Raw genomic sequence first — 17702 nt, forward strand, 5'->3', positions numbered from 1 at the left:
GGTTCAGTCCTGCCGTGCGGCGGGCGGGGCGGGCGGCCCGGCGAGCGGGGGCGGCGCCAGGTCTTCCGGGGACGGGGGCACGTACGGCTTGATCGCGGGCGAGTCGATGGAGCCGTCGGCCTGGATGGTGGGGAGCTTGGCTTCGGGGCGCAGCAGCAGGGCGGCCTTCGGGTCCTGTTTGCCTGCCATGTCGAGACCGTAGATGGCGTTGTAGACGTTGCGGACGGCGGGGCCCGAGGCTCCGGAGCCGGTGCCGCCCTGGGAGATCGTCATGACGATGGTGTAGTCGTCGGTGAAGGTGGCGAACCAGGAGGTGGTCTGCTTGCCGTAGACCTCGGCGGTACCGGTCTTCGCGTGCATCGGGATCTGCTTCTGCGGCCAGCCGCCGAAGCGCCAGGCGGCGGTGCCGCGGGTGGCGACGCCTTCCAGTGCGGCGACCATCTTCTGCCGGGTGACCTCGGTCATCGGCAGCCTGCCGTGGGCCTGCGGCTTGATCTCCTCGATGTGCTTGCCGTCGGCGCTGACGATGGCCTTGCCGATGGTGGGGTTCCACATGGTGCCGCCGTTGGAGATGGCCGCGTAGATGGTGGCCATCTGGATCGGGGTGACGAGGGTGTCGCCCTGGCCGATGGAGTAGTTGACGGCGTCACCGGCGCGCATGAGGTTGCCTTCGAGGCAGTTCTCGTAGGAGAGCAGCTCGACGTAGGTGCCGCCCTTCTTGCCGGTCTTGCACCATCCGTCCTTGTTGGCCTCCCAGAACCGCTGCTTCCACTCGCGGTCGGGGACCCGGCCCTTCTCCTCGCCCGGCAGGTCGATGTGGGTCTCGGTGCCGAGGCCGAACTGGTGGGCGGTCCTGTAGAAGATCTGCGCGGGGTTCTTCTTCGGCTTGAGCCCGCCGTCCTTGAGCCATTCCTTGTGACCCAGCGCGTAGAACACGGTGTCGCAGGAGACTTCCAGGGCCCGGCCGAGGGTGATCGAGCCGTGGCCCTGGGACTCGAAGTTCTTGAACACCTGGCCGCCGATGGAGTACGAGCTCGGGCAGGGGTAGTTGCCGTCGAACGCGTATCCGGCGTTGACCGCGGCCGCGGTCGGGATGACCTTGAAGATGGAGCCCGGGGCTGCCTGGCCCTGGATGGCCCGGTTCATGAGGGGGACGTTGGAGTCCTTGGCGGTGAGCCTGGCGTAGTCCTTGCCGGAGATCCCGCCGACCCACACGTTCGGGTCGTAAGTGGGGTTGGAGGCCATGGCCACGACCCGGCCAGTCCTGGACTCCAGGACGACGATGGCGCCGGCGTCGGCCTTGTAGGGGACTCCGGTGTTGCGGTCGATCTGCTTGCGCGCCTCGAGCATGGCCGCGTTGAGCTCGTACTCGGCGACCCCCTGGACGCGGGCGTCGATGCTGGTGACGAGGTTGGCGCCGGGGACGGCGGGGTCGTTCCTGGCCATGCCGATGACCCGGCCCAGGTTGTCCACCTCGTAGCGGGTGACGCCCGACTTCCCGCGGAGCTCCTTGTCGTAGGTGCGCTCGATCCCGAAGCGGCCGACCTGGTCGGAGCGCAGGAACGGGGAGTTGGTGGTCTTCGCCCTGATGATCTCGTCGTCGGTGACCGGACCGAGGTAGCCGAGGACCTGTCCGGTGTTGGCGCCGCCGGGTGCCGGGTAGCGGCGTACGGCGGTGGGCTCGGCGGTGATCCCGGGGAAGTCCTCGGGGCGCTCGCGGATCTGGAGGGCCTGCTGGGTGGTGGCCTTGTTGGTGACGGGGATGGGCTGGTAGGGGGAGCCGTTCCAGCAGGGCTGCGGGGTCTGGTTGTCGCAGAGCCGGACCTTGTCGGTGACGTCCTGCGGCTTCATGTCGAGGACCCCGGCGAGGCGGGAGAGCACGTCCTTGCCGCGGTCCTTCATCTTCATCAGCTCGGTGCGGCTGGCGGAGACGACGAGGCGGGTCTCGTTGTCGGCGAGGGCGACCCCGCGGGCGTCGAGGACCGAGCCGCGCACGGCGGGCTGGACGACCTGCTGGACGTGGTTGTTCTTGGCCTCGTCGGAGTACTCGTCGCCGTTGCGGATCTGGAGGTACCAGAGGCGCCCGCCGAGGGTGAGGAGCAGGGAGAAGACGAGGACCTGGATGATCACGAGCCGGATCCGCACCCGGGAGGTACGGCCGGTCTCCGGAATGTTGGTCACGTGGACTCCTCCCTCACAGCTTCTTGACGCTCTTCACACCCTTGATTCCCTTGACGCCCTTTATCCGGCCGGCCCGGTTGGCACGGCTGCGGGCGGTCTTCATCCGCAGTCCACCCCGCTGGCTGCCGATCCGCAGCCCGGTGCCGCCGGCCAGCCAGCCGGAGGCGATGTCCTTGCCCGCGGGCGGGCCGCCGTTGGCATCGACGGCCATGGGGTCGTTCTCCGCGCGGCGGGCGAGGGCCATGATGAACGGCACGGCGAACGGCGCGAGCAGCAGGTCGTAGAGGACCGCGGTGAACAGCAGTCCGGTCAGCCCCACGTGGCGGGCGGCGGTGTCGCCGACCAGGGCGCCGACCCCGGCGTAGAGCAGGGTGGAGGCGAAGGCGGCGCCGACGACGGTGAGCATCGGGCCCCAGGCGGAGCGGAACCGTCCGGTGTCGGGGCGGACCAGGCCGGCGACGTAGCCGATGACGCACAGGACGAGCGCGTAGCGGCCGGCGGCGTGGTCGGCGGGCGGGGCGAGGTCGGTGAGGAGGCCGGCGGAGAAGCCGATGAGGGCGCCGCCGACGGACCCGTACACGAGCGCGAGGGCGACCACGGTGAGGAGGACCAGGTCGGGCACGGCTCCGGGGAGTTGGAGCCGGCCCAGGATGGAGACCTGGACGACGAGGGCGACCACGACGAGCGTGGCCGAGAGCAGGATCCGGTTGAAGCGCATGGTGATCGGCTCCTACTCGTCGACCGGCTTGCCCGACACGGACGCGCCGGGCGACGGCGTGACGGTGACGGTGACCGTCGGGGTGGGCTTGGGCGCCTCGGGCTTGGGCGGCAGGACGGCGTCGCGCGGGTCCTCGCGCGGGGGCATCACCACGACGCCGACGATGTCCAGGCGGGAGAAGCCGACGAAGGGGCGGACCCAGATGGTCCGGGTCAGGTCTCCGCGCGAGGGGTCGACCTTGACCACCTCGCCGATCGGGACACCGGGGACGAAGGGCTTGTTGCCGCGCGAGCCGAAGGTGACGAGGCGGTCACCGGTGTTGATCTTGGCTTTGCCGTTGAGCATCTGCACGGAGAGGGAGCGGTCGCCCTGGCCGGTGGCGAAGCCGAGTTCGCCGGTCTTCTCCAGGCGGGTGCCCACGGTGAAGTCGGGGTCGTTGGCGAGGACCACGGTCGCGGTGTCGGGGCCGACGGTGGCGACGCGCCCGACGAGTCCGTCGCCGTTGAGGACGGTCATGTCGCGCTCGATGCCGTCCTTGCTGCCGGCGTCGATGGTGACGGTCCAGGAGAAGCCCTGGGCCGCTCCTATGGCGATGACCTCGGCGCCCTTGATGCCGTACTGTCCGGCACCCGCCCGCTTGAGCATCTCGTCGAGCTCGCGGATCCGGCTGCGGGTCTGGTCGTCGCTGCCCAGCTTGGCCTTGAGTGCCGCGTTCTCGCGCTCCAGCGTCGCGATGCGGCTGTGCCGCTCGCCGGAGTCCCGTACCGCCCCTATGGCGTTGGCGACCGGGTCGACCCCTTTCGCCACGCCCTTCTCGACCGGCCCGAAGACCGCTGCGGCGGCCTGCCGGGCACCGTCGACCGGCGACTCCTCACCCGTCCTGATGTCCACCGTGATCAATGCGAACGCGATGGCGATCAGAAGTACCAGGAGCAGCCGGCTTTCTCGTGTGTCCCTCACGTGCGGCGGCCGTGCCTTCCTCATAGATACCCGTGCGGCAAAGCCGCTCCGGTGGAGCCGGGGCCGCACCGGACCTTGCCTGTATATCAACGATCCGCCGCACGGGCCCGGCAGCACCCGTACGGCGGATCATTTGTGTTCCACCTGTGTTCCACCGCCCCGGGCGTGGCCGGTCAGCGCCGGGGCTGAGCGTCCAGGACCTGCTGCAGCGCCTCGAACTCCTCCACGCACTTGCCCGATCCGAGCGCCACGGAGTCGAGCGGGTCCTCGGCGATGTGGATGGGCATGCCCGTCTCGCGGCGCAGCCGCTCGTCGAGGCCGCGCAGCAGGGCGCCGCCTCCGGTGAGGACGATGCCGCGGTCCATGATGTCGCCGGAGAGCTCCGGCGGGCACTTGTCGAGGGTGGTCTTGACGGCGTCGACGATGGCGTTGACCGGCTCCTCGATCGCCTTGCGGACCTCGGCGGCCGAGATCACGACGGTCTTGGGCAGGCCCGAGACCAGGTCGCGGCCGCGGATCTCGGTGTGCTCGTCCTTGTCCAGGTCGTACGCCGAACCGATGGTGATCTTGATCTGTTCGGCGGTGCGCTCACCGAGGAGGAGCGAGTACTCCTTCTTGATGTGCTGGATGATCGCGTTGTCCAGCTCGTCGCCGGCCACTCGGATGGACTGCGCCGTGACGATTCCGCCGAGCGAGATGACGGCTACCTCGGTGGTGCCGCCGCCGATGTCCACGACCATGTTGCCGGTGGCCTCGTGGACGGGCAGGCCCGCGCCGATGGCGGCCGCCATCGGCTCCTCGATGATGTGCACCTGGCGGGCACCGGCCTGCGTGGACGCCTCGATGACGGCGCGGCGCTCCACTCCGGTGATGCCGGAGGGTACGCAGACCACGACGCGCGGGCGGGCCAGGTAACGGCGCTTGTGGATCTTGAGGATGAAGTACCGGAGCATCCGCTCGGTGATCTCGAAGTCGGCGATCACGCCGTCCTTGAGGGGCCGAACGGCGACGATGTTGCCGGGCGTGCGCCCGATCATCTTCTTGGCTTCGGAGCCGACCGCCAGGATGCCACCGGTGTTCGTGTTGATGGCGACCACGGACGGCTCGTTCAGGACGATTCCCCGGCCCCTCACGTACACCAGCGTGTTGGCGGTCCCGAGGTCGATCGCCATGTCACGGCCGATGAACGACATGTTGTTCCCCTTGTTCCCCATGAGGAGCGTCTGGCCTTCCAGTTGATAGCGGCTGCTGTCAGGTCGGCGAGGTGGGTGTGTGGGTGGAGGCCCCATCGTAGTGCCGCAGGTACGGACATCGCGCGACGGGACTCCGGCAAACCCGCCGGAACGGATACCCGCCCCCTTAGTGGTGACGTCGTGTCCTGTCCATGCGTTCCCGAATGTGCCCGGTAATACCGAAGGGCGACCGAAATTACTTCGGTCGCCCCAGGTCATGAGCGCTATTTGGCTGATGTTGCGTCAGAAAAGAGTGATCACAGAGCCGGGAAGAACAGCTTCAGCTCGCGCTCCGCGGACTCCTCGGAGTCCGAGGCGTGGATCAGGTTCTCCCGGGTGACGGTACCGAAGTCACCCCGGATGGAGCCGGGGGCCGCGGCGATCGGGTCAGTGGGTCCGGCCAGCTGACGGACACCCTCGATCGCGCGTTCCCCTTCGACGACCAGGGCGACGACCGGGCCGCTCGCCATGAAACCCATGAGGGGCTCGTAGAACGGGCGGCCGACGTGCTCGGCGTAGTGCTGCTCCAGAATGCTCCGGTCGAGCGTGCGCAGCTCCAGCGCCGGGATGGTCCAGCCGGCCTTGCTCTCGAAGCGGCCGATGATCTCGCCCACCAGGCCACGCCTGACCGCGTCCGGCTTGAGCAGGACGAGCGTGCGCTGGGTCATGTTGTAACTCCTTGCGGCATACGGGTGCGGTAACCCGAGGCTACAGGGCTGGACCAGGGCGGCGCCCGGCCCCCGGGTCCCCCGCGGCGGCGGGGAGCGGGAAGCTCATGGCGGCGAGCCACAGGGCAAGGTCGCGGCGCCCCCGCAGCGGGCTCAGGCCGAGGCCTCGCTCTGGGCCGCCGCCCAGCGGGCCTTGACGTCGTCGATGCGGCGGCCGTAGTGGATCGAGCACCACCACAGGGCCGCGAACACCGCGCCCAGGAAGAACATCATCGGCACGACGAACCCGCTCAGGACCAGCCCGATCTGCAGGGCCCAGCCGATCTGGACGGCCCCGGGGCGCGAGAGCATCCCGCACAGCAGCACCGACAGCAGCATCGCGATCCCGCAGACCGTCCAGACCGCGGCCTGGCCCAGGTCCCCCTTCATCGCGACCAGCCCCGCGAAGCCGATCACGAAGAACTCGCCGATCAGCGTCGAAGCACACAGGGTGCGCATCCCTCAGCCCCTCTTCAGCAGCAGGCGGGCCTCGCCCACCGTGATCACGGACCCGGTCACCAGCACGCCGGCCCCTCCGTACTCCGCCTCTTCCTCCGCCAGGGTGATCGCCGCCTCCAGGGCGTCGTCCAGCCGCGGTTCCACCTGCACCCGGTCCGAGCCGAAGACCTCGACCGCGACGGCCGCAAGATCGTCCGCGGACATCGCCCGGTGGCTGGTGTTCTCCGTGATCACGACCTCCGCGAAGATCGGCTCGAAGGCCTCGAAGACCCCGCGCGCGTCCTTGCCCTCGCTGGCCCCCACCACACCGATCAGCCGGCTGAAGCCGAAGGCCTCGGTCACCGCCTCCGCCGTGACCCGCGCCCCGGCCGGATTGTGCGCCGCATCCAGGACCACCGTCGGGCTGCGCCGCACGACCTCCATGCGGCCGGGCGAGGTCACCGAGGCGAACGCCTTGCGTACGGTGTCCACGTCCAGCACCCGCGCGTGGTCCGCGCCGATCCCGAAGAAGGCCTCGACCGCCGCCAGCGCCACGGCCGCGTTGTACGCCATGTGGGCTCCGTACAGCGGCAGGAAGATCCCGTCGTACTCACCGCCCAGCCCGCGCAGCGTCAGCTGCTGGCCGCCCACCGCGACCTCACGGGTGACGACGCCGAACTCCATGCCCTCGCGGGCCACCGTGGCGTCGACCTCCACGGCCTTCTTCAGCAGCACTTGCGCCGCGTCCACCGGCTGCTGCGCCAGGATCACGGTGGCGCCCTGCTTGATGACCCCGCCCTTCTCCTTCGCGATCTCGCCGGTGGTGGAACCGAGCCGGTCCGTGTGGTCCAGGCTGATCGGGGTGATCACGGCGACCGCGCCGTCGATCACGTTGGTCGCGTCCCAGGTGCCGCCCATGCCGACCTCGACCACGGCCGCGTCCACGGGCGCATCCGCGAACGCCGCGTAGGCCATACCGGTGAGGACCTCGAAGAACGACAGCCGGAACTCCTCGGCCGCGTCCACCATCTCCACGTACGGCTTGATGTCGTGGTAGGTCTCGACGAACCGCTCGGCGGTGATCGGCGCCCCGTCCAGGCTGATCCGCTCGGTGACGGACTGCACGTGCGGGCTGGTGTAGCGGCCGGTGCGCAGTTCGAAGGCGTTCAGCAGCGCCTCGATCATGCGGGCGGTGCTCGTCTTGCCGTTGGTGCCGGTCACGTGGATGGAGGGGTACGCGCGCTGCGGCTCGCCCAGGACGTCCATCAGCGCGGCGATCCGCGTGACGGACGGCTCCAGCTTGGTCTCGCCCCAGCGGCCGGCCAGCTCCTGCTCCACCTCCCGCAGCGCCTTGGCCGTCTCGGGGTCGGCGGGCACGTCGGGCACCGGATCGCCCTGCGGCGGACCGGCCTGCGCGCGCAGGGTGCGGCTGCCCGCGGCGATCACCGCCAGGTCGGGATCGCGGTCGGACTCTTCCGCCACGATCTGGTCGAACTCGTCGAAGCTGTCATCGTGGCTCTCGGGCTGCTGCTCACTCACGGGACCCAGTCTACGGACGAGAACCCGGGGGACTTTCGGCCCGGCCCCTTCGGGACCTTCGACGGCGAGGGCGACCCAATCGTTATGCAAGCCTTGCGGACAGGAGATTGGGGAACAAATGCCGCAGGCGCGCACTGAAACGACGGGGCCCAGCAAGACGGCTTCCAGCCGCGACATAGGAATCGATCTGGGAACCGCCAACACCCTCGTCTACGCACGGGGACACGGCATCGTCCTCAATGAGCCGTCCGTGGTCGCCGTCAGGGCGGGCACGACCACCGCACTCGCCGTGGGTACCGAGGCCAAGGAGACCATCGGCCGCACCCCCGGTTCCATCACCGCGATCCGCCCCCTCAAGGACGGCGTGATCTGCGACTACGAGGCCGCCGAGGAGATGATCCGGCACTTCGTCCGCAAGGCCGTTCCCGGGCGCCGGACCCGCACCCGCACCCGCATGGTGATCTGCGTACCGTCCGGGGTCACCCAGGTGGAGCGGCGGGCCATCGTCCACGCCTCCACCCGGGCCGGGGCCAGGACCGTTCACCTGATCGAGGAACCGATGGCCGCGGCCATCGGCGCCGGGCTGCCGGTGTCCGAACCGCGCGGCTCGATGGTCGTCGACATCGGCGGCGGCACCTCGGAGGTCGCCGTCATCTCGCTGGGCGGCATCGTCACCTCCCAGTCGCTGCGGGTCGGCGGGGACCGGCTGGACGCCGCGATCATCGACTGGGTCCGCAAGGAGCACGCCCTGCTCATCGGCGAGCGCACCGCCGAGGACATCAAGATCGCCATCGGCTCCGCGTGGCCCGTGCCGGACCAGCCGGAGCTGGAGACCCGCGGCATCACCGTCCGCGGCCGCGAGAAGGTCGGCGGCATGCCCAAGACGCTCCAGCTCGGCGCGCCCGACGTACGGGCCGCCCTCGACGAACCCGTCGAGGCGATCATCGCCGCGGTGCGCACCACCCTGGAGGAGTGCCCGCCCGAACTGTCAGGCGACGTCATGGAGCACGGCATCGTGCTGACCGGCGGCGGCGCGCTGCTGCCCGGCCTGGACCTGCGCATGGCCTCCGCGACCGGGATCCCGGTCTTCGTCGCCGACAACCCGCTGGACTGCGTGGCGCTGGGCTCCGGCCGCTGCGTGGAGGACATGGACTCGCTCAGCAGCCTGCTGGCACCGGCCCGGGCGTAGCGCCCGGCAAGTTCCGAAAGAGACGGTCTACCCCTTCGGGAGGGTCGCGACGACCTCGTACGAGTCCTCCGTGCGCGTCGCCGTCAGGGTTCCGCCCAGGCTGCGCACGCGCTCGGACATGCTCGCCGTGCCCGAGCCCGCCGAGACGGGGGCCCTGGTCGGGTTGCGTTCCGCCAGCCCGTTGCGGACGGCGATCCGCAGCTGCGGGCCGTCCGCCGCGATGGACACCTCGATGGTCTCGCCGCGGGCGTGCTTGGCCGCGTTGGTCAGGCATTCCTGCACCACCCGGTAGACCGCCGCCTGCCGGAGCGGCGACAGCCCGTGCACGTCCGGATCCAGTTCGAGCCGTACGGGGGAACCCGCGCGCCCGCTCTCCTGCGCGAGCTCCGCCAGCCCGTCCACGCCCGGAGTCGCCGCCCGCTCCCCGCGCTGCACGATGATCTCGTTGAGCACCAGGTGAGCCCGGCGGGCCGTGTCCGCGAGCTCCTCGAAGTCCTTCGCGTACGACGTCTCGCGCGAGCGCATCGACAGCACCTCGGAGCGGACCGTGAGCAGGGTCAGCTCGCGCCCCACGAAGTCGTGGACGTCGCGGGCCACCGAGGTCCGCTCCTCCTGGACGGCCCGCTGGACGGCGGACTCGGCGCGCCGGGTGTCGAGCTCGCGCACCAGGTCGTGGCGGTAGGCGGCGATGCCCACGGCCGAGGCGAGGACACCGATGGGGACGACGAGGCTGAGGAAGGAGCTGAGCGTCTCGGCCCGCGGCTCCGGCCAACCGGGCAGGGCGAACACCGCCAGCGCGAACGCCACGTAGCCGAGCGTGGCGAGGACTCCGGCGCGGCGTCCGCGGTAACGCCCGACCGAGTAGAGCGCGAACTGGATCAGGGTGAGCTCGTGCAGCCAGCCGATGAAGAGCAACGCGGTGAGGTACGCGACCCAGGGCGCGCGCCTGCGCACCAGGAGGCCGAGGCAGCCGGCGGCGAGCACGACGGCGGCGAGCGGGCCGTTCAGGGAGTTGTCTTCGGCCGCCAGGCCCGGCAGGTCCAGCGCCATCAGGGCGAAACAGCCGCCTGCCGTGAGCATGTCCATCGCCCGCGGGGACCCGCTCCAACTCTCGGTGAACCGTCGGCCGGAGGCCAGGGCCCGGTGGAACGCGCGGACGGCGGGCTTGACGTGCATGCCCCCCATCATCCGGGGTCCGCGCCGGGGATCCGCGTCGCCGGCGCCCGCCATGCAGTGACATACCGCACTTCGGACAGATCAGGACATGGTCGGATGGCCCTGCCGCCGGTGCGCCCTCCTTTCGTAGCGTCGAAGGAATGAGCCCCCGAACGACGCGCGAAGACATCGGCCCCGCCCGCCCCGCCCGGGGCGTCCCCCTGCTCCTGCTCATCGGCGGCCTCATCGGCGCCCTGGCCTCCGGCGTCCTCACCTACGACCGCATCCGCACCCTGGAGGACCCGCTCTTCACCCCGGGCTGCAACGTCAACGCGGTGCTGAGCTGCGGCGACGTGATGACCACCTGGCAGGGCAACCTGCTGGGCTTCCCCAACATGCTGCTCGGCATCGCCGGCTTCGCGGCCCTGGCCGCCCTGGGTGCGGCCCTCGTCGCCGGGGCGGTGCTCCCCCGCCTGCTGTGGCGCGGGCTGTGGGCCGGGATCGCGGCCGGGTTCGCCTTCACGGTGTGGCTGATCAGCCAGTGCCTGTACGTGATCGGGGCACTGTGCCCGTGGTGCATGGTCGTCTGGGCGGTGATGATCCCGCTGTTCTGGTACGTCACCCGGCACCTGGCCCCGGCCGGCTCCCGGCTGCGGGCGGTCCCCCACTGGCTGGTGCCACTGGCCGCGTACGGGGTGGTCGCGGTGCTCATCCTGACGAAGTTCGGCAGCCGGCTCCTGTGACGCCCGGCCCCTCGCGGGGAAGGGATACGGCGAAGGCCCCCACGTCGACCGACGGCGTGGGGGCCTTCGCATGCGCGCTACGGCGCCACCGGACCGCTAGGCGGCCGGCAGCGTGTCCAGCTGGACCTTCAGCCGGGCGATGTCGGCCTCGGCCTTGGCCAGCCGGCCCTTGATCTTGTCCACGACGTTGTCGGGGGCCTTGGCGATGAACGCCTCGTTCCCGAGCTTCGCCTCGGCCTGCTGCTTCTCCTTCTCGGCGGCGGCCAGGTCCTTGCTCAGCCGCTTGCGCTCCGCCTCCACGTCGATGGTGCCCGACAGGTCGAGCGCGACGGTGGCGCCGCCGACCGGGAGGGTCGCGGTGGCGCTGAAGGCGTCGCCCTCCGGCTGGAGGCGCAGCACCTGGCGGATGGCGGCCTCGTGGGCGGCCAGCGCGGTGGCGGACAGGTCCAGGCGGGCCGGGACCTTCTGCTTGTCGTCGAGCCCCTGCTCCTTGCGGAACCGGCGGACCTCCCGGACCAGGCTCTGGACGCCCTCGATCTCGGCCTCGGCGGCCTCGTCGCGGAAGCCACTGTCCTTGGGCCAGTCGGCGATCACCAGGGACTCGCCGCCGGTCAGCGTGGTCCACAGGGTCTCGGTGACGAAGGGGACCACCGGGTGCAGCAGGCGCAGCATGACGTCGAGGACCTCGCCGAGGACCCGGGCGGAGGCCTTGGCGGGCTCGCCGCCCGCGAAGAAGGTCGTCTTGGACAGCTCGACGTACCAGTCGAAGACCTCGTCCCACGCGAAGTGGTAGAGGGCGTCCGAAAGCTTCGAGAACTGGTAGTCCTCGTAGTACGCGTCGGCCTGCGCGACCGTCTTGTTCAGACGGGACAGCACCCAGCGGTCGGTGGCGGACAGCTCCTCGACCGGCGGCAGCTCGCCCTCGATCGTGGCGCCGTTCATCATCGCGAAGCGGGTGGCGTTCCAGATCTTGTTGGCGAACTTGCTGGAGGCCTGGACCCAGTCCTCGCCGATCGGGACGTCGACACCCGGGTTGGCGCCGCGCGCCAGGGTGAAGCGGACCGCGTCGGAGCCGTACTTGTCCATCCAGTCCAGCGGGTTGACCGCGTTGCCGAAGGACTTCGACATCTTCTTGCCGCGTTCGTCGCGGACCATGCCGTGCAGGGCGATGGTGTGGAACGGCGGGGTGCCGTCCATCGCGTAGAGGCCGAACATCATCATCCGGGCGACCCAGAAGAAGAGGATGTCGTAGCCGGTGACCAGGACGGAGTTCGGGTAGAACTTCGCCAGGCTGTCGGTCTGCCGCGGCCAGCCGAGCGTGGAGAACGGCCACAGGCCGGAGGAGAACCAGGTGTCCAGGACGTCCGTGTCCTGGGTCCAGCCCTCGCCGGACGGCGGTTGCTCGTCGGGGCCGACGCAGACGATCTCGCCGTTGGGGCCGTACCAGACCGGGATGCGGTGGCCCCACCACAGCTGGCGCGAGATGCACCAGTCGTGGAGGTTGTCGACCCAGTCGAAGTAGCGCTTCTCCATCTCCTGCGGGTGGATCTTGACCTTGCCGTCGCGGACCGCGTCACCGGCGGCCTTGGCAAGCGGGCCGACCTTGACCCACCACTGGAGGGACAGCCGGGGCTCGATGGTGGTCTTGCAGCGCGAACAGTGACCGACCGAGTGGGTGTACGGGCGCTTCTCGGCGACGATCCGGCCCTCGGCGCGCAGTGCCGCGACGATGGCCGAACGCGCCTCCAGCCGGTCCAGGCCCTGGAAGGGGCCGTGGGTCGTGATGACGGCATGCTCGTCCATGACGGCGAGGTTGGGCAGGCCGTGGCGCTGACCGATCTCGAAGTCGTTCGGGTCGTGCGCCGGGGTCACCTTGACCGCGCCGGTGCCGAACTCGGGGTCGACGTGCTCGTCGGCGACGACCGGGATGCGGCGGCCGGTGAGCGGCAGCTCGATCTCGGTGCCGACGAGGTGCTTGTAGCGCTCGTCGTCGGGGTGGACGGCGACGGCCGTGTCACCCAGCATCGTCTCGGCGCGGGTGGTCGCCACGACGATGGAGGAGTCGCCCTCCCCGTACCGGATGGAGACGAGCTCGCCCTCGTCGTCCTGGTACTCGACCTCGATGTCGGAAATCGCGGTGAGGCAGCGCGGGCACCAGTTGATGATGCGCTCGGCCCGGTAGATCAGCTCGTCGTCGTAGAGCTTCTTGAAGATGGTCTGGACGGCCTCGGACAGGCCTTCGTCCATGGTGAACCGCTCGCGCGACCAGTCCACACCGTCGCCCAGCCGGCGCATCTGGCCGGAGATCTGCCCGCCGGACTCGCCCTTCCACTGCCAGACGCGCTCGACGAACGCCTCCCGACCCAGGTCGTGGCGGGACTTGCCCTCCTTGGCGAGCTCACGCTCGACGACGTTCTGGGTGGCGATGCCCGCGTGGTCCATGCCGGGCTGCCACAGGGTCTCGTAACCCTGCATGCGCTTGCGGCGGGTGAGGGCGTCGATGAGCGTGTGCTCGAAGGCGTGCCCCAGGTGGAGGCTTCCGGTGACGTTCGGCGGCGGGATGACGATGGTGTACGGAGGCTTCTCGCTCTTCTCGTCCGCCTCGAAGTACCCACGCTCTACCCAGCGCTCGTAGAGCTTCCCCTCTACGTCGGCCGGCGCGTACGAAGTCGGCAGTTCGGAGTAGGGGCTGCTGGGTGTCTGCGTGTTCTCGGTCACGAGCCACAGTTTAGAGGCGTAACGGTCCGGTCATGAAACCGGGTTTTACCGGGGACCGGTGCCGTGCGGCGCCCCGGCTTCGGCCAGGATGTGTGGGACGGATAAACAACCTCATGGGGGGACGCGGGATGAGCTACAACCAGCCGGGGCCGTACGGAGGCCAGCAGCCGCAGCAGCCGGGGCCCTACGGGCAGCAGCCGCAGCAGCCCGGGCCGTACGGACAGCCCGGCCCCTACGGACAGCAGCCCGCCCCGCAGCCCGGCTACGGGTACCCGCAGCAGGCCCCCCAGGGAATCCCCCACCAGGGCTACCCGCAGCAGCAGCCCGGCTACCCGCCGCAGCAGCAGCCCCCGTACGGCGGCTACCAGCAGCAGGCCCCGTACGGCGGCGGGATGCCCCCGCAGCAGCCCCCGAAGAAGTCCAAGGCCGGCGTGATCATCGCCGTGGTCGTGGCGGTGGCCGTGGTCGCGGGCGGCGGGTACTGGTTCCTGACCAAGGGCGCCGGCAACGGCGAGGTCTCCGCCTCCACCAAGGGCTACAAGCTCGTCCCGCCGGCGACGGTGAACGAGTTCAAGAAGAGCACCAAGCCCGGTGACAGCACCATGGACGCGCAGGAGAAGAAGGAGACCGAGGCGATCGGGATCAAGAACCCGACCAAGGTCGGTCAGCCGTACGAGATCACCAACCCGGCCAAGCCCCTGGAGGGCAAGTCCCTCAGCTTCTCCGGCTTCTACGGCGAGATCGCGGACCCGGCCAAGACCCTCGACTCCTCGTTCCAGCTGATGAAGACCTCCAGCCTGTCGAAGGATGACAAGGACTCCGACGTCCAGTTCATCGGCTCCCCGGAGACCTTCAAGCCGGCCGGGTTCAGCGGCGCGCTGATGAAGTGCCAGGAGGTGAAGATCGTCTCCAAGAAGCCCTCCACCAACCCGCTGGAGCCCAAGGAGATCACGATGCCGATGTGCATCTGGACCGACTACAGCACCATGGGCATGTCGATCGGCATCGACATCAGCAAGGTGATGACCGGTGGCAAGGGCTACACCCTGGCCCAGAACGCCGAGCTGAACGCGAAGCTCTACAACACTGGTCGCACCAAGGCCTGACCGGACGACAGGGGCCTGGTTCAGAGCCAGGCCCCCACGGAGCGGACGTCAGCTCCGAAAGACGAGCAGCACGCAGAAGGGGGCGCCCCGGCCGGGGCGCCCCCTTCTGCGTGCTGCTCGTTCCTACCGGGCCCGCTACGCCGACTTCTCGTGCGGCCCCTGGTCCTTCGGGACGATCCGCGGGACCAGCGTCGGGTTGACGTTGGAACGGACGACGTCCGAGGTGATGACCACGCGGGCCACGTCCTTGCGGGACGGGACCTCGTACATCACCGACATCAGGACCTCTTCCATGATGGCGCGCAGGCCGCGCGCGCCGGTCTGGCGCAGGATCGCCTGGTCCGCGATGGCCTCCAGCGCCTCGCGCTCGAAGTCCAGCTCCACACCGTCGAGTTCGAACAGCCGCTGGTACTGCTTGACCAGCGCGTTGCGCGGCTCGATGAGGATCTGGAGCAGGGCCTCGCGGTCCAGGTTGTGCACCGAGGTGATGACGGGCAGGCGGCCGATGAACTCGGGGATCATCCCGAACTTCACCAGGTCCTCCGGCATGACCTCCTGGAACTGGTTGCTCGCCTCGATCTCACGCTTCGAGCGGATGGTCGCCCCGAAGCCGATGCCCTTGGCGCCGGCGCGGGACTCGATGATCCGCTCCAGGCCGGAGAAGGCGCCGCCCACGATGAACAGCACGTTCGTCGTGTCGATCTGGATGAACTCCTGGTGCGGGTGCTTGCGACCGCCCTGCGGCGGTACGGAAGCGGTGGTGCCTTCCAGGATCTTCAGGAGGGCCTGCTGCACGCCCTCACCGCTCACGTCGCGCGTGATCGACGGGTTCTCGCTCTTGCGGGCGACCTTGTCGATCTCGTCGATGTAGATGATCCCGGTCTCGGCCTTCTTGACGTCGTAGTCAGCGGCCTGGATCAGCTTGAGCAGGATGTTCTCGACGTCCTCGCCGACGTACCCGGCCTCCGTCAGCGCCGTCGCGTCGGCGATGGCGAACGGGACGTTGAGCATGCGGGCGAGCGTCTGGGCCAGCAGCGTCTTGCCCGAGCCCGTGGGGCCCAGCAGCAGGATGTTGGACTTCGCGAGCTCGATCGCGTCGTCCCGGCCCGTCCCGCCGCCGTTCTCGCCGGCCTGGACGCGCTTGTAATGGTTGTACACAGCGACGGAGAGCGCCTTCTTCGCCGGCTCCTGGCCGACGACGTAGCTCTCCAGGAACTCGTAGATCTCACGGGGCTTGGGAAGTTCTTCCCAGCGAACCTCGGAGGTCTCCGCGAGTTCCTCTTCGATGATCTCGTTGCAGAGGTCGATGCACTCGTCGCAGATGTACACACCGGGTCCCGCGATGAGCTTCTTCACCTGCTTCTGGCTCTTTCCGCAGAACGAGCACTTGAGCAGGTCGCCGCCGTCACCGATGCGTGCCACGAGGTGCTTCCCCTTCGCCTGGGAGACGCCTGGTTCAGCGCTCCTGGTGCCTCATATCCGACGGTACCTTGCCGGGGGCCCCGAGCGGGGCCCCCTTGACGTGGTTCACATCGCGTAATCCCGCGACGTGCCCAGGCCAACTGGCGGCAAGGATCAGTTCGAAGTCTTGCGGGTGGCGACGACCTGGTCGATCAGGCCGTACGCCAGCGCGTCCTGGGCCGTGAGGATCTTGTCGCGCTCGATGTCGTCGCGGATCTTCTCGATCGGCGTCGAGGAGTGCAGGGCCAGCATGTTCTCCAGCTGGTCGCGCATGCGCAGGATCTCGTTGGCCGCGATCTCCAGGTCGGAGAGCTGCTCGCGGCCGGTGCCACCGGAGGGCTGGTGGATCAGCACACGGGCGTTCGGCAGCGCCATGCGCTTGCCGGGGGCGCCGGCGGCGAGCAGGACCGCGGCGGCGGAGGCCGCCTGGCCCATGCAGACCGTCGAGATGTCCGGCTTCACGAACTGCATCGTGTCGTAGATGGCCGTCAGCGCGGTGAAGGAGCCGCCGGGGCTGTTGATGTACAGGTAGATGTCGCGGTCCGGGTCCATCGACTCCAGGCACAGCAGCTGCGCCATGACGTCGTTGGCGGAGGCGTCGTCGATCTGCACGCCGAGGAAGATGATGCGCTCCTCGAAGAGCTTCGCGTACGGGTCGTACTCGCGCACGCCCTGCGAGGTGCGCTCCACGAAGCGCGGCACGACGTAACGGTTGTCCACCGGCGCGCCGGTGTAGAGGCCGCTCGCGGGAGAAAGGTTGTTCATGTGCATCTGGGTGTTCACCATCCTGGTGGCGTTCTGCGGGCTGAGGCTTGCCTGGTGCGGGCGGGCGTACGAGCCCCCGTACGGGATCTCGCGCGCCGGGGCCGGGATCAGGCCCCGGTGCCGCCGCCGCCCGGGACCAGCGACGCGGCGGAGATGATCTCGTCGATGAGGCCGTAGTCCTTGGCCTCCTGCGCCGTGTACCAGCGGTCGCGGTCGCCGTCGCGGATGATCGTCTCCACGGTCTGGCCGGAGTGGTGGGCGGTGATCTCAGCCATGCGCTGCTTCGTGCGCAGCAGGTACTGGGCCTGGATCTTGATGTCCGAGGCGGTGCCACCGATGCCGGCGGAGCCCTGGTGCATCAGGATGTCGGTGTTCGGGAGCGCGAAGCGCTTGCCCGGCGTGCCGCCGGTGAGCAGGAACTGGCCCATGGAGGCCGCCATGCCCATACCGATGGTGACGACGTCGTTCGGGATGTACTGCATGGTGTCGTAGACCGCCATGCCGGCCGTCACCGAGCCGCCGGGGCTGTTGATGTACAGGTAGATGTCCTTCTCCGGCTCGGCGGCCAGGAGGAGGAGCTGCGCGGTGATCTTGTTGGCGATGTCGTCGTCGACCTGCTGGCCGAGGAAGATGATGCGCTCGCCGAGCAGCCGGTTGTAGACATGGTCGCCGAGGCCGCCACCGATGGACGGCTCACCCGCGGCGTAAGGCTTCAGATTCGTCACGTATCCACCTGCTCGTCTCCGACGGCCATGTGCCGTCTCAGCGTCTCGTTCTGGGGCGCGGACCA

15 protein-coding genes are annotated in these 17702 nt (G+C 69.5%); 3 read left to right on the top strand and 12 right to left on the bottom strand.

What is annotated here, in order from left to right; genetic code table 11:
- Positions 1-3 precede the first annotated feature (3 nt).
- From mrdA to folC, 7 genes are all read right to left on the bottom strand, one after another.
- Positions 4-2181, bottom strand: a complete 2178-nt coding sequence (mrdA, locus tag OG389_RS12845; protein WP_328298609.1) for a penicillin-binding protein 2 — start codon at positions 2179-2181, stop codon at positions 4-6.
- Positions 2182-2194: 13 nt separating this feature from the next.
- Entirely contained in the window at positions 2195-2899 is a 705-nt protein-coding gene (gene mreD / locus OG389_RS12850; protein WP_328298610.1) for a rod shape-determining protein MreD, read from the bottom strand.
- A gap of 12 nt (positions 2900-2911) precedes the next feature.
- The gene (mreC, locus tag OG389_RS12855; RefSeq protein WP_328298611.1) at positions 2912-3859 is read right to left on the bottom strand and encodes a rod shape-determining protein MreC; all 948 of its coding nucleotides are present in this window, start codon (positions 3857-3859) and stop codon (positions 2912-2914) included.
- A 173-nt stretch (positions 3860-4032) separates the two neighbouring features.
- Positions 4033-5052 carry a rod shape-determining protein gene (locus tag OG389_RS12860; protein WP_069923827.1) on the bottom strand — a complete coding sequence of 340 codons (1020 nt, stop codon included), beginning with the start codon at positions 5050-5052 and terminating at the stop codon, positions 4033-4035.
- 296 nt (positions 5053-5348) lie between these two features.
- A complete protein-coding gene (ndk, locus tag OG389_RS12865; protein WP_328298612.1) occupies positions 5349-5759 on the bottom strand; it encodes a nucleoside-diphosphate kinase in 411 nt (136 codons plus the stop codon).
- Positions 5760-5912: 153 nt separating this feature from the next.
- Positions 5913-6257, bottom strand: a complete 345-nt coding sequence (locus OG389_RS12870; RefSeq protein WP_328298613.1) for a DUF4233 domain-containing protein — start codon at positions 6255-6257, stop codon at positions 5913-5915.
- Positions 6258-6260: 3 nt separating this feature from the next.
- Positions 6261-7775 carry a bifunctional tetrahydrofolate synthase/dihydrofolate synthase gene (gene folC / locus OG389_RS12875; protein ID WP_328298614.1) on the bottom strand — a complete coding sequence of 505 codons (1515 nt, stop codon included), beginning with the start codon at positions 7773-7775 and terminating at the stop codon, positions 6261-6263.
- Positions 7776-7893: 118 nt separating this feature from the next.
- Here folC and OG389_RS12880 point away from each other — a divergent pair, with 118 nt between their 5' ends.
- A complete protein-coding gene (locus OG389_RS12880; RefSeq protein WP_328298615.1) occupies positions 7894-8964 on the top strand; it encodes a rod shape-determining protein in 1071 nt (356 codons plus the stop codon).
- 27 nt (positions 8965-8991) lie between these two features.
- Here OG389_RS12880 and OG389_RS12885 read toward each other — a convergent pair whose 3' ends face one another.
- The gene (locus OG389_RS12885) at positions 8992-10140 is read right to left on the bottom strand and encodes a sensor histidine kinase (protein ID WP_328298616.1); all 1149 of its coding nucleotides are present in this window, start codon (positions 10138-10140) and stop codon (positions 8992-8994) included.
- A 140-nt stretch (positions 10141-10280) separates the two neighbouring features.
- On the opposite strand from OG389_RS12885, the gene OG389_RS12890 reads away from it, so the two are divergent.
- Positions 10281-10862, top strand: a complete 582-nt coding sequence (locus tag OG389_RS12890) for a vitamin K epoxide reductase family protein (RefSeq protein ID WP_328298617.1) — start codon at positions 10281-10283, stop codon at positions 10860-10862.
- A gap of 96 nt (positions 10863-10958) precedes the next feature.
- On the opposite strand, the gene OG389_RS12895 is transcribed toward OG389_RS12890, so the two are convergent.
- The gene (locus OG389_RS12895) at positions 10959-13580 is read right to left on the bottom strand and encodes a valine--tRNA ligase (RefSeq protein ID WP_328298618.1); all 2622 of its coding nucleotides are present in this window, start codon (positions 13578-13580) and stop codon (positions 10959-10961) included.
- A gap of 128 nt (positions 13581-13708) precedes the next feature.
- On the opposite strand from OG389_RS12895, the gene OG389_RS12900 reads away from it, so the two are divergent.
- Positions 13709-14686 carry a hypothetical protein gene (locus tag OG389_RS12900; protein ID WP_328298619.1) on the top strand — a complete coding sequence of 326 codons (978 nt, stop codon included), beginning with the start codon at positions 13709-13711 and terminating at the stop codon, positions 14684-14686.
- A 135-nt stretch (positions 14687-14821) separates the two neighbouring features.
- On the opposite strand, the gene clpX is transcribed toward OG389_RS12900, so the two are convergent.
- The 3 genes from clpX to OG389_RS12915 form a co-directional block, all read right to left on the bottom strand.
- Positions 14822-16108, bottom strand: coding sequence for an ATP-dependent Clp protease ATP-binding subunit ClpX (clpX, locus tag OG389_RS12905; protein ID WP_250739478.1), 1287 nt, complete (start codon positions 16106-16108; stop codon positions 14822-14824).
- Positions 16109-16261: 153 nt separating this feature from the next.
- Positions 16262-16933, bottom strand: coding sequence for an ATP-dependent Clp protease proteolytic subunit (locus OG389_RS12910; RefSeq protein ID WP_328298620.1), 672 nt, complete (start codon positions 16931-16933; stop codon positions 16262-16264).
- An 86-nt stretch (positions 16934-17019) separates the two neighbouring features.
- Positions 17020-17637 carry an ATP-dependent Clp protease proteolytic subunit gene (locus tag OG389_RS12915; protein ID WP_254383059.1) on the bottom strand — a complete coding sequence of 206 codons (618 nt, stop codon included), beginning with the start codon at positions 17635-17637 and terminating at the stop codon, positions 17020-17022.
- Positions 17638-17702: the final 65 nt, after the last annotated feature.

It is taken from the genome of Streptomyces sp. NBC_00435 (assembly GCF_036014235.1).
Lineage (GTDB): Bacteria > Actinomycetota > Actinomycetes > Streptomycetales > Streptomycetaceae > Streptomyces.

Coding starts and splice junctions, on each gene's coding strand:
- mreD (WP_328298610.1), bottom strand. CDS start 2,899: ATGCGCTTCAACCGGATCCTGCTCTCGGCCACGCTCGTCGTGGTCGCC.
- OG389_RS12860 (WP_069923827.1), bottom strand. CDS start 5,052: ATGTCGTTCATCGGCCGTGACATGGCGATCGACCTCGGGACCGCCAAC.
- ndk (WP_328298612.1), bottom strand. CDS start 5,759: ATGACCCAGCGCACGCTCGTCCTGCTCAAGCCGGACGCGGTCAGGCGT.
- OG389_RS12870 (WP_328298613.1), bottom strand. CDS start 6,257: ATGCGCACCCTGTGTGCTTCGACGCTGATCGGCGAGTTCTTCGTGATC.
- OG389_RS12880 (WP_328298615.1), top strand. CDS start 7,894: ATGCCGCAGGCGCGCACTGAAACGACGGGGCCCAGCAAGACGGCTTCC.
- OG389_RS12885 (WP_328298616.1), bottom strand. CDS start 10,140: ATGCACGTCAAGCCCGCCGTCCGCGCGTTCCACCGGGCCCTGGCCTCC.
- OG389_RS12890 (WP_328298617.1), top strand. CDS start 10,281: ATGAGCCCCCGAACGACGCGCGAAGACATCGGCCCCGCCCGCCCCGCC.
- OG389_RS12900 (WP_328298619.1), top strand. CDS start 13,709: ATGAGCTACAACCAGCCGGGGCCGTACGGAGGCCAGCAGCCGCAGCAG.
- OG389_RS12910 (WP_328298620.1), bottom strand. CDS start 16,933: ATGGTGAACACCCAGATGCACATGAACAACCTTTCTCCCGCGAGCGGC.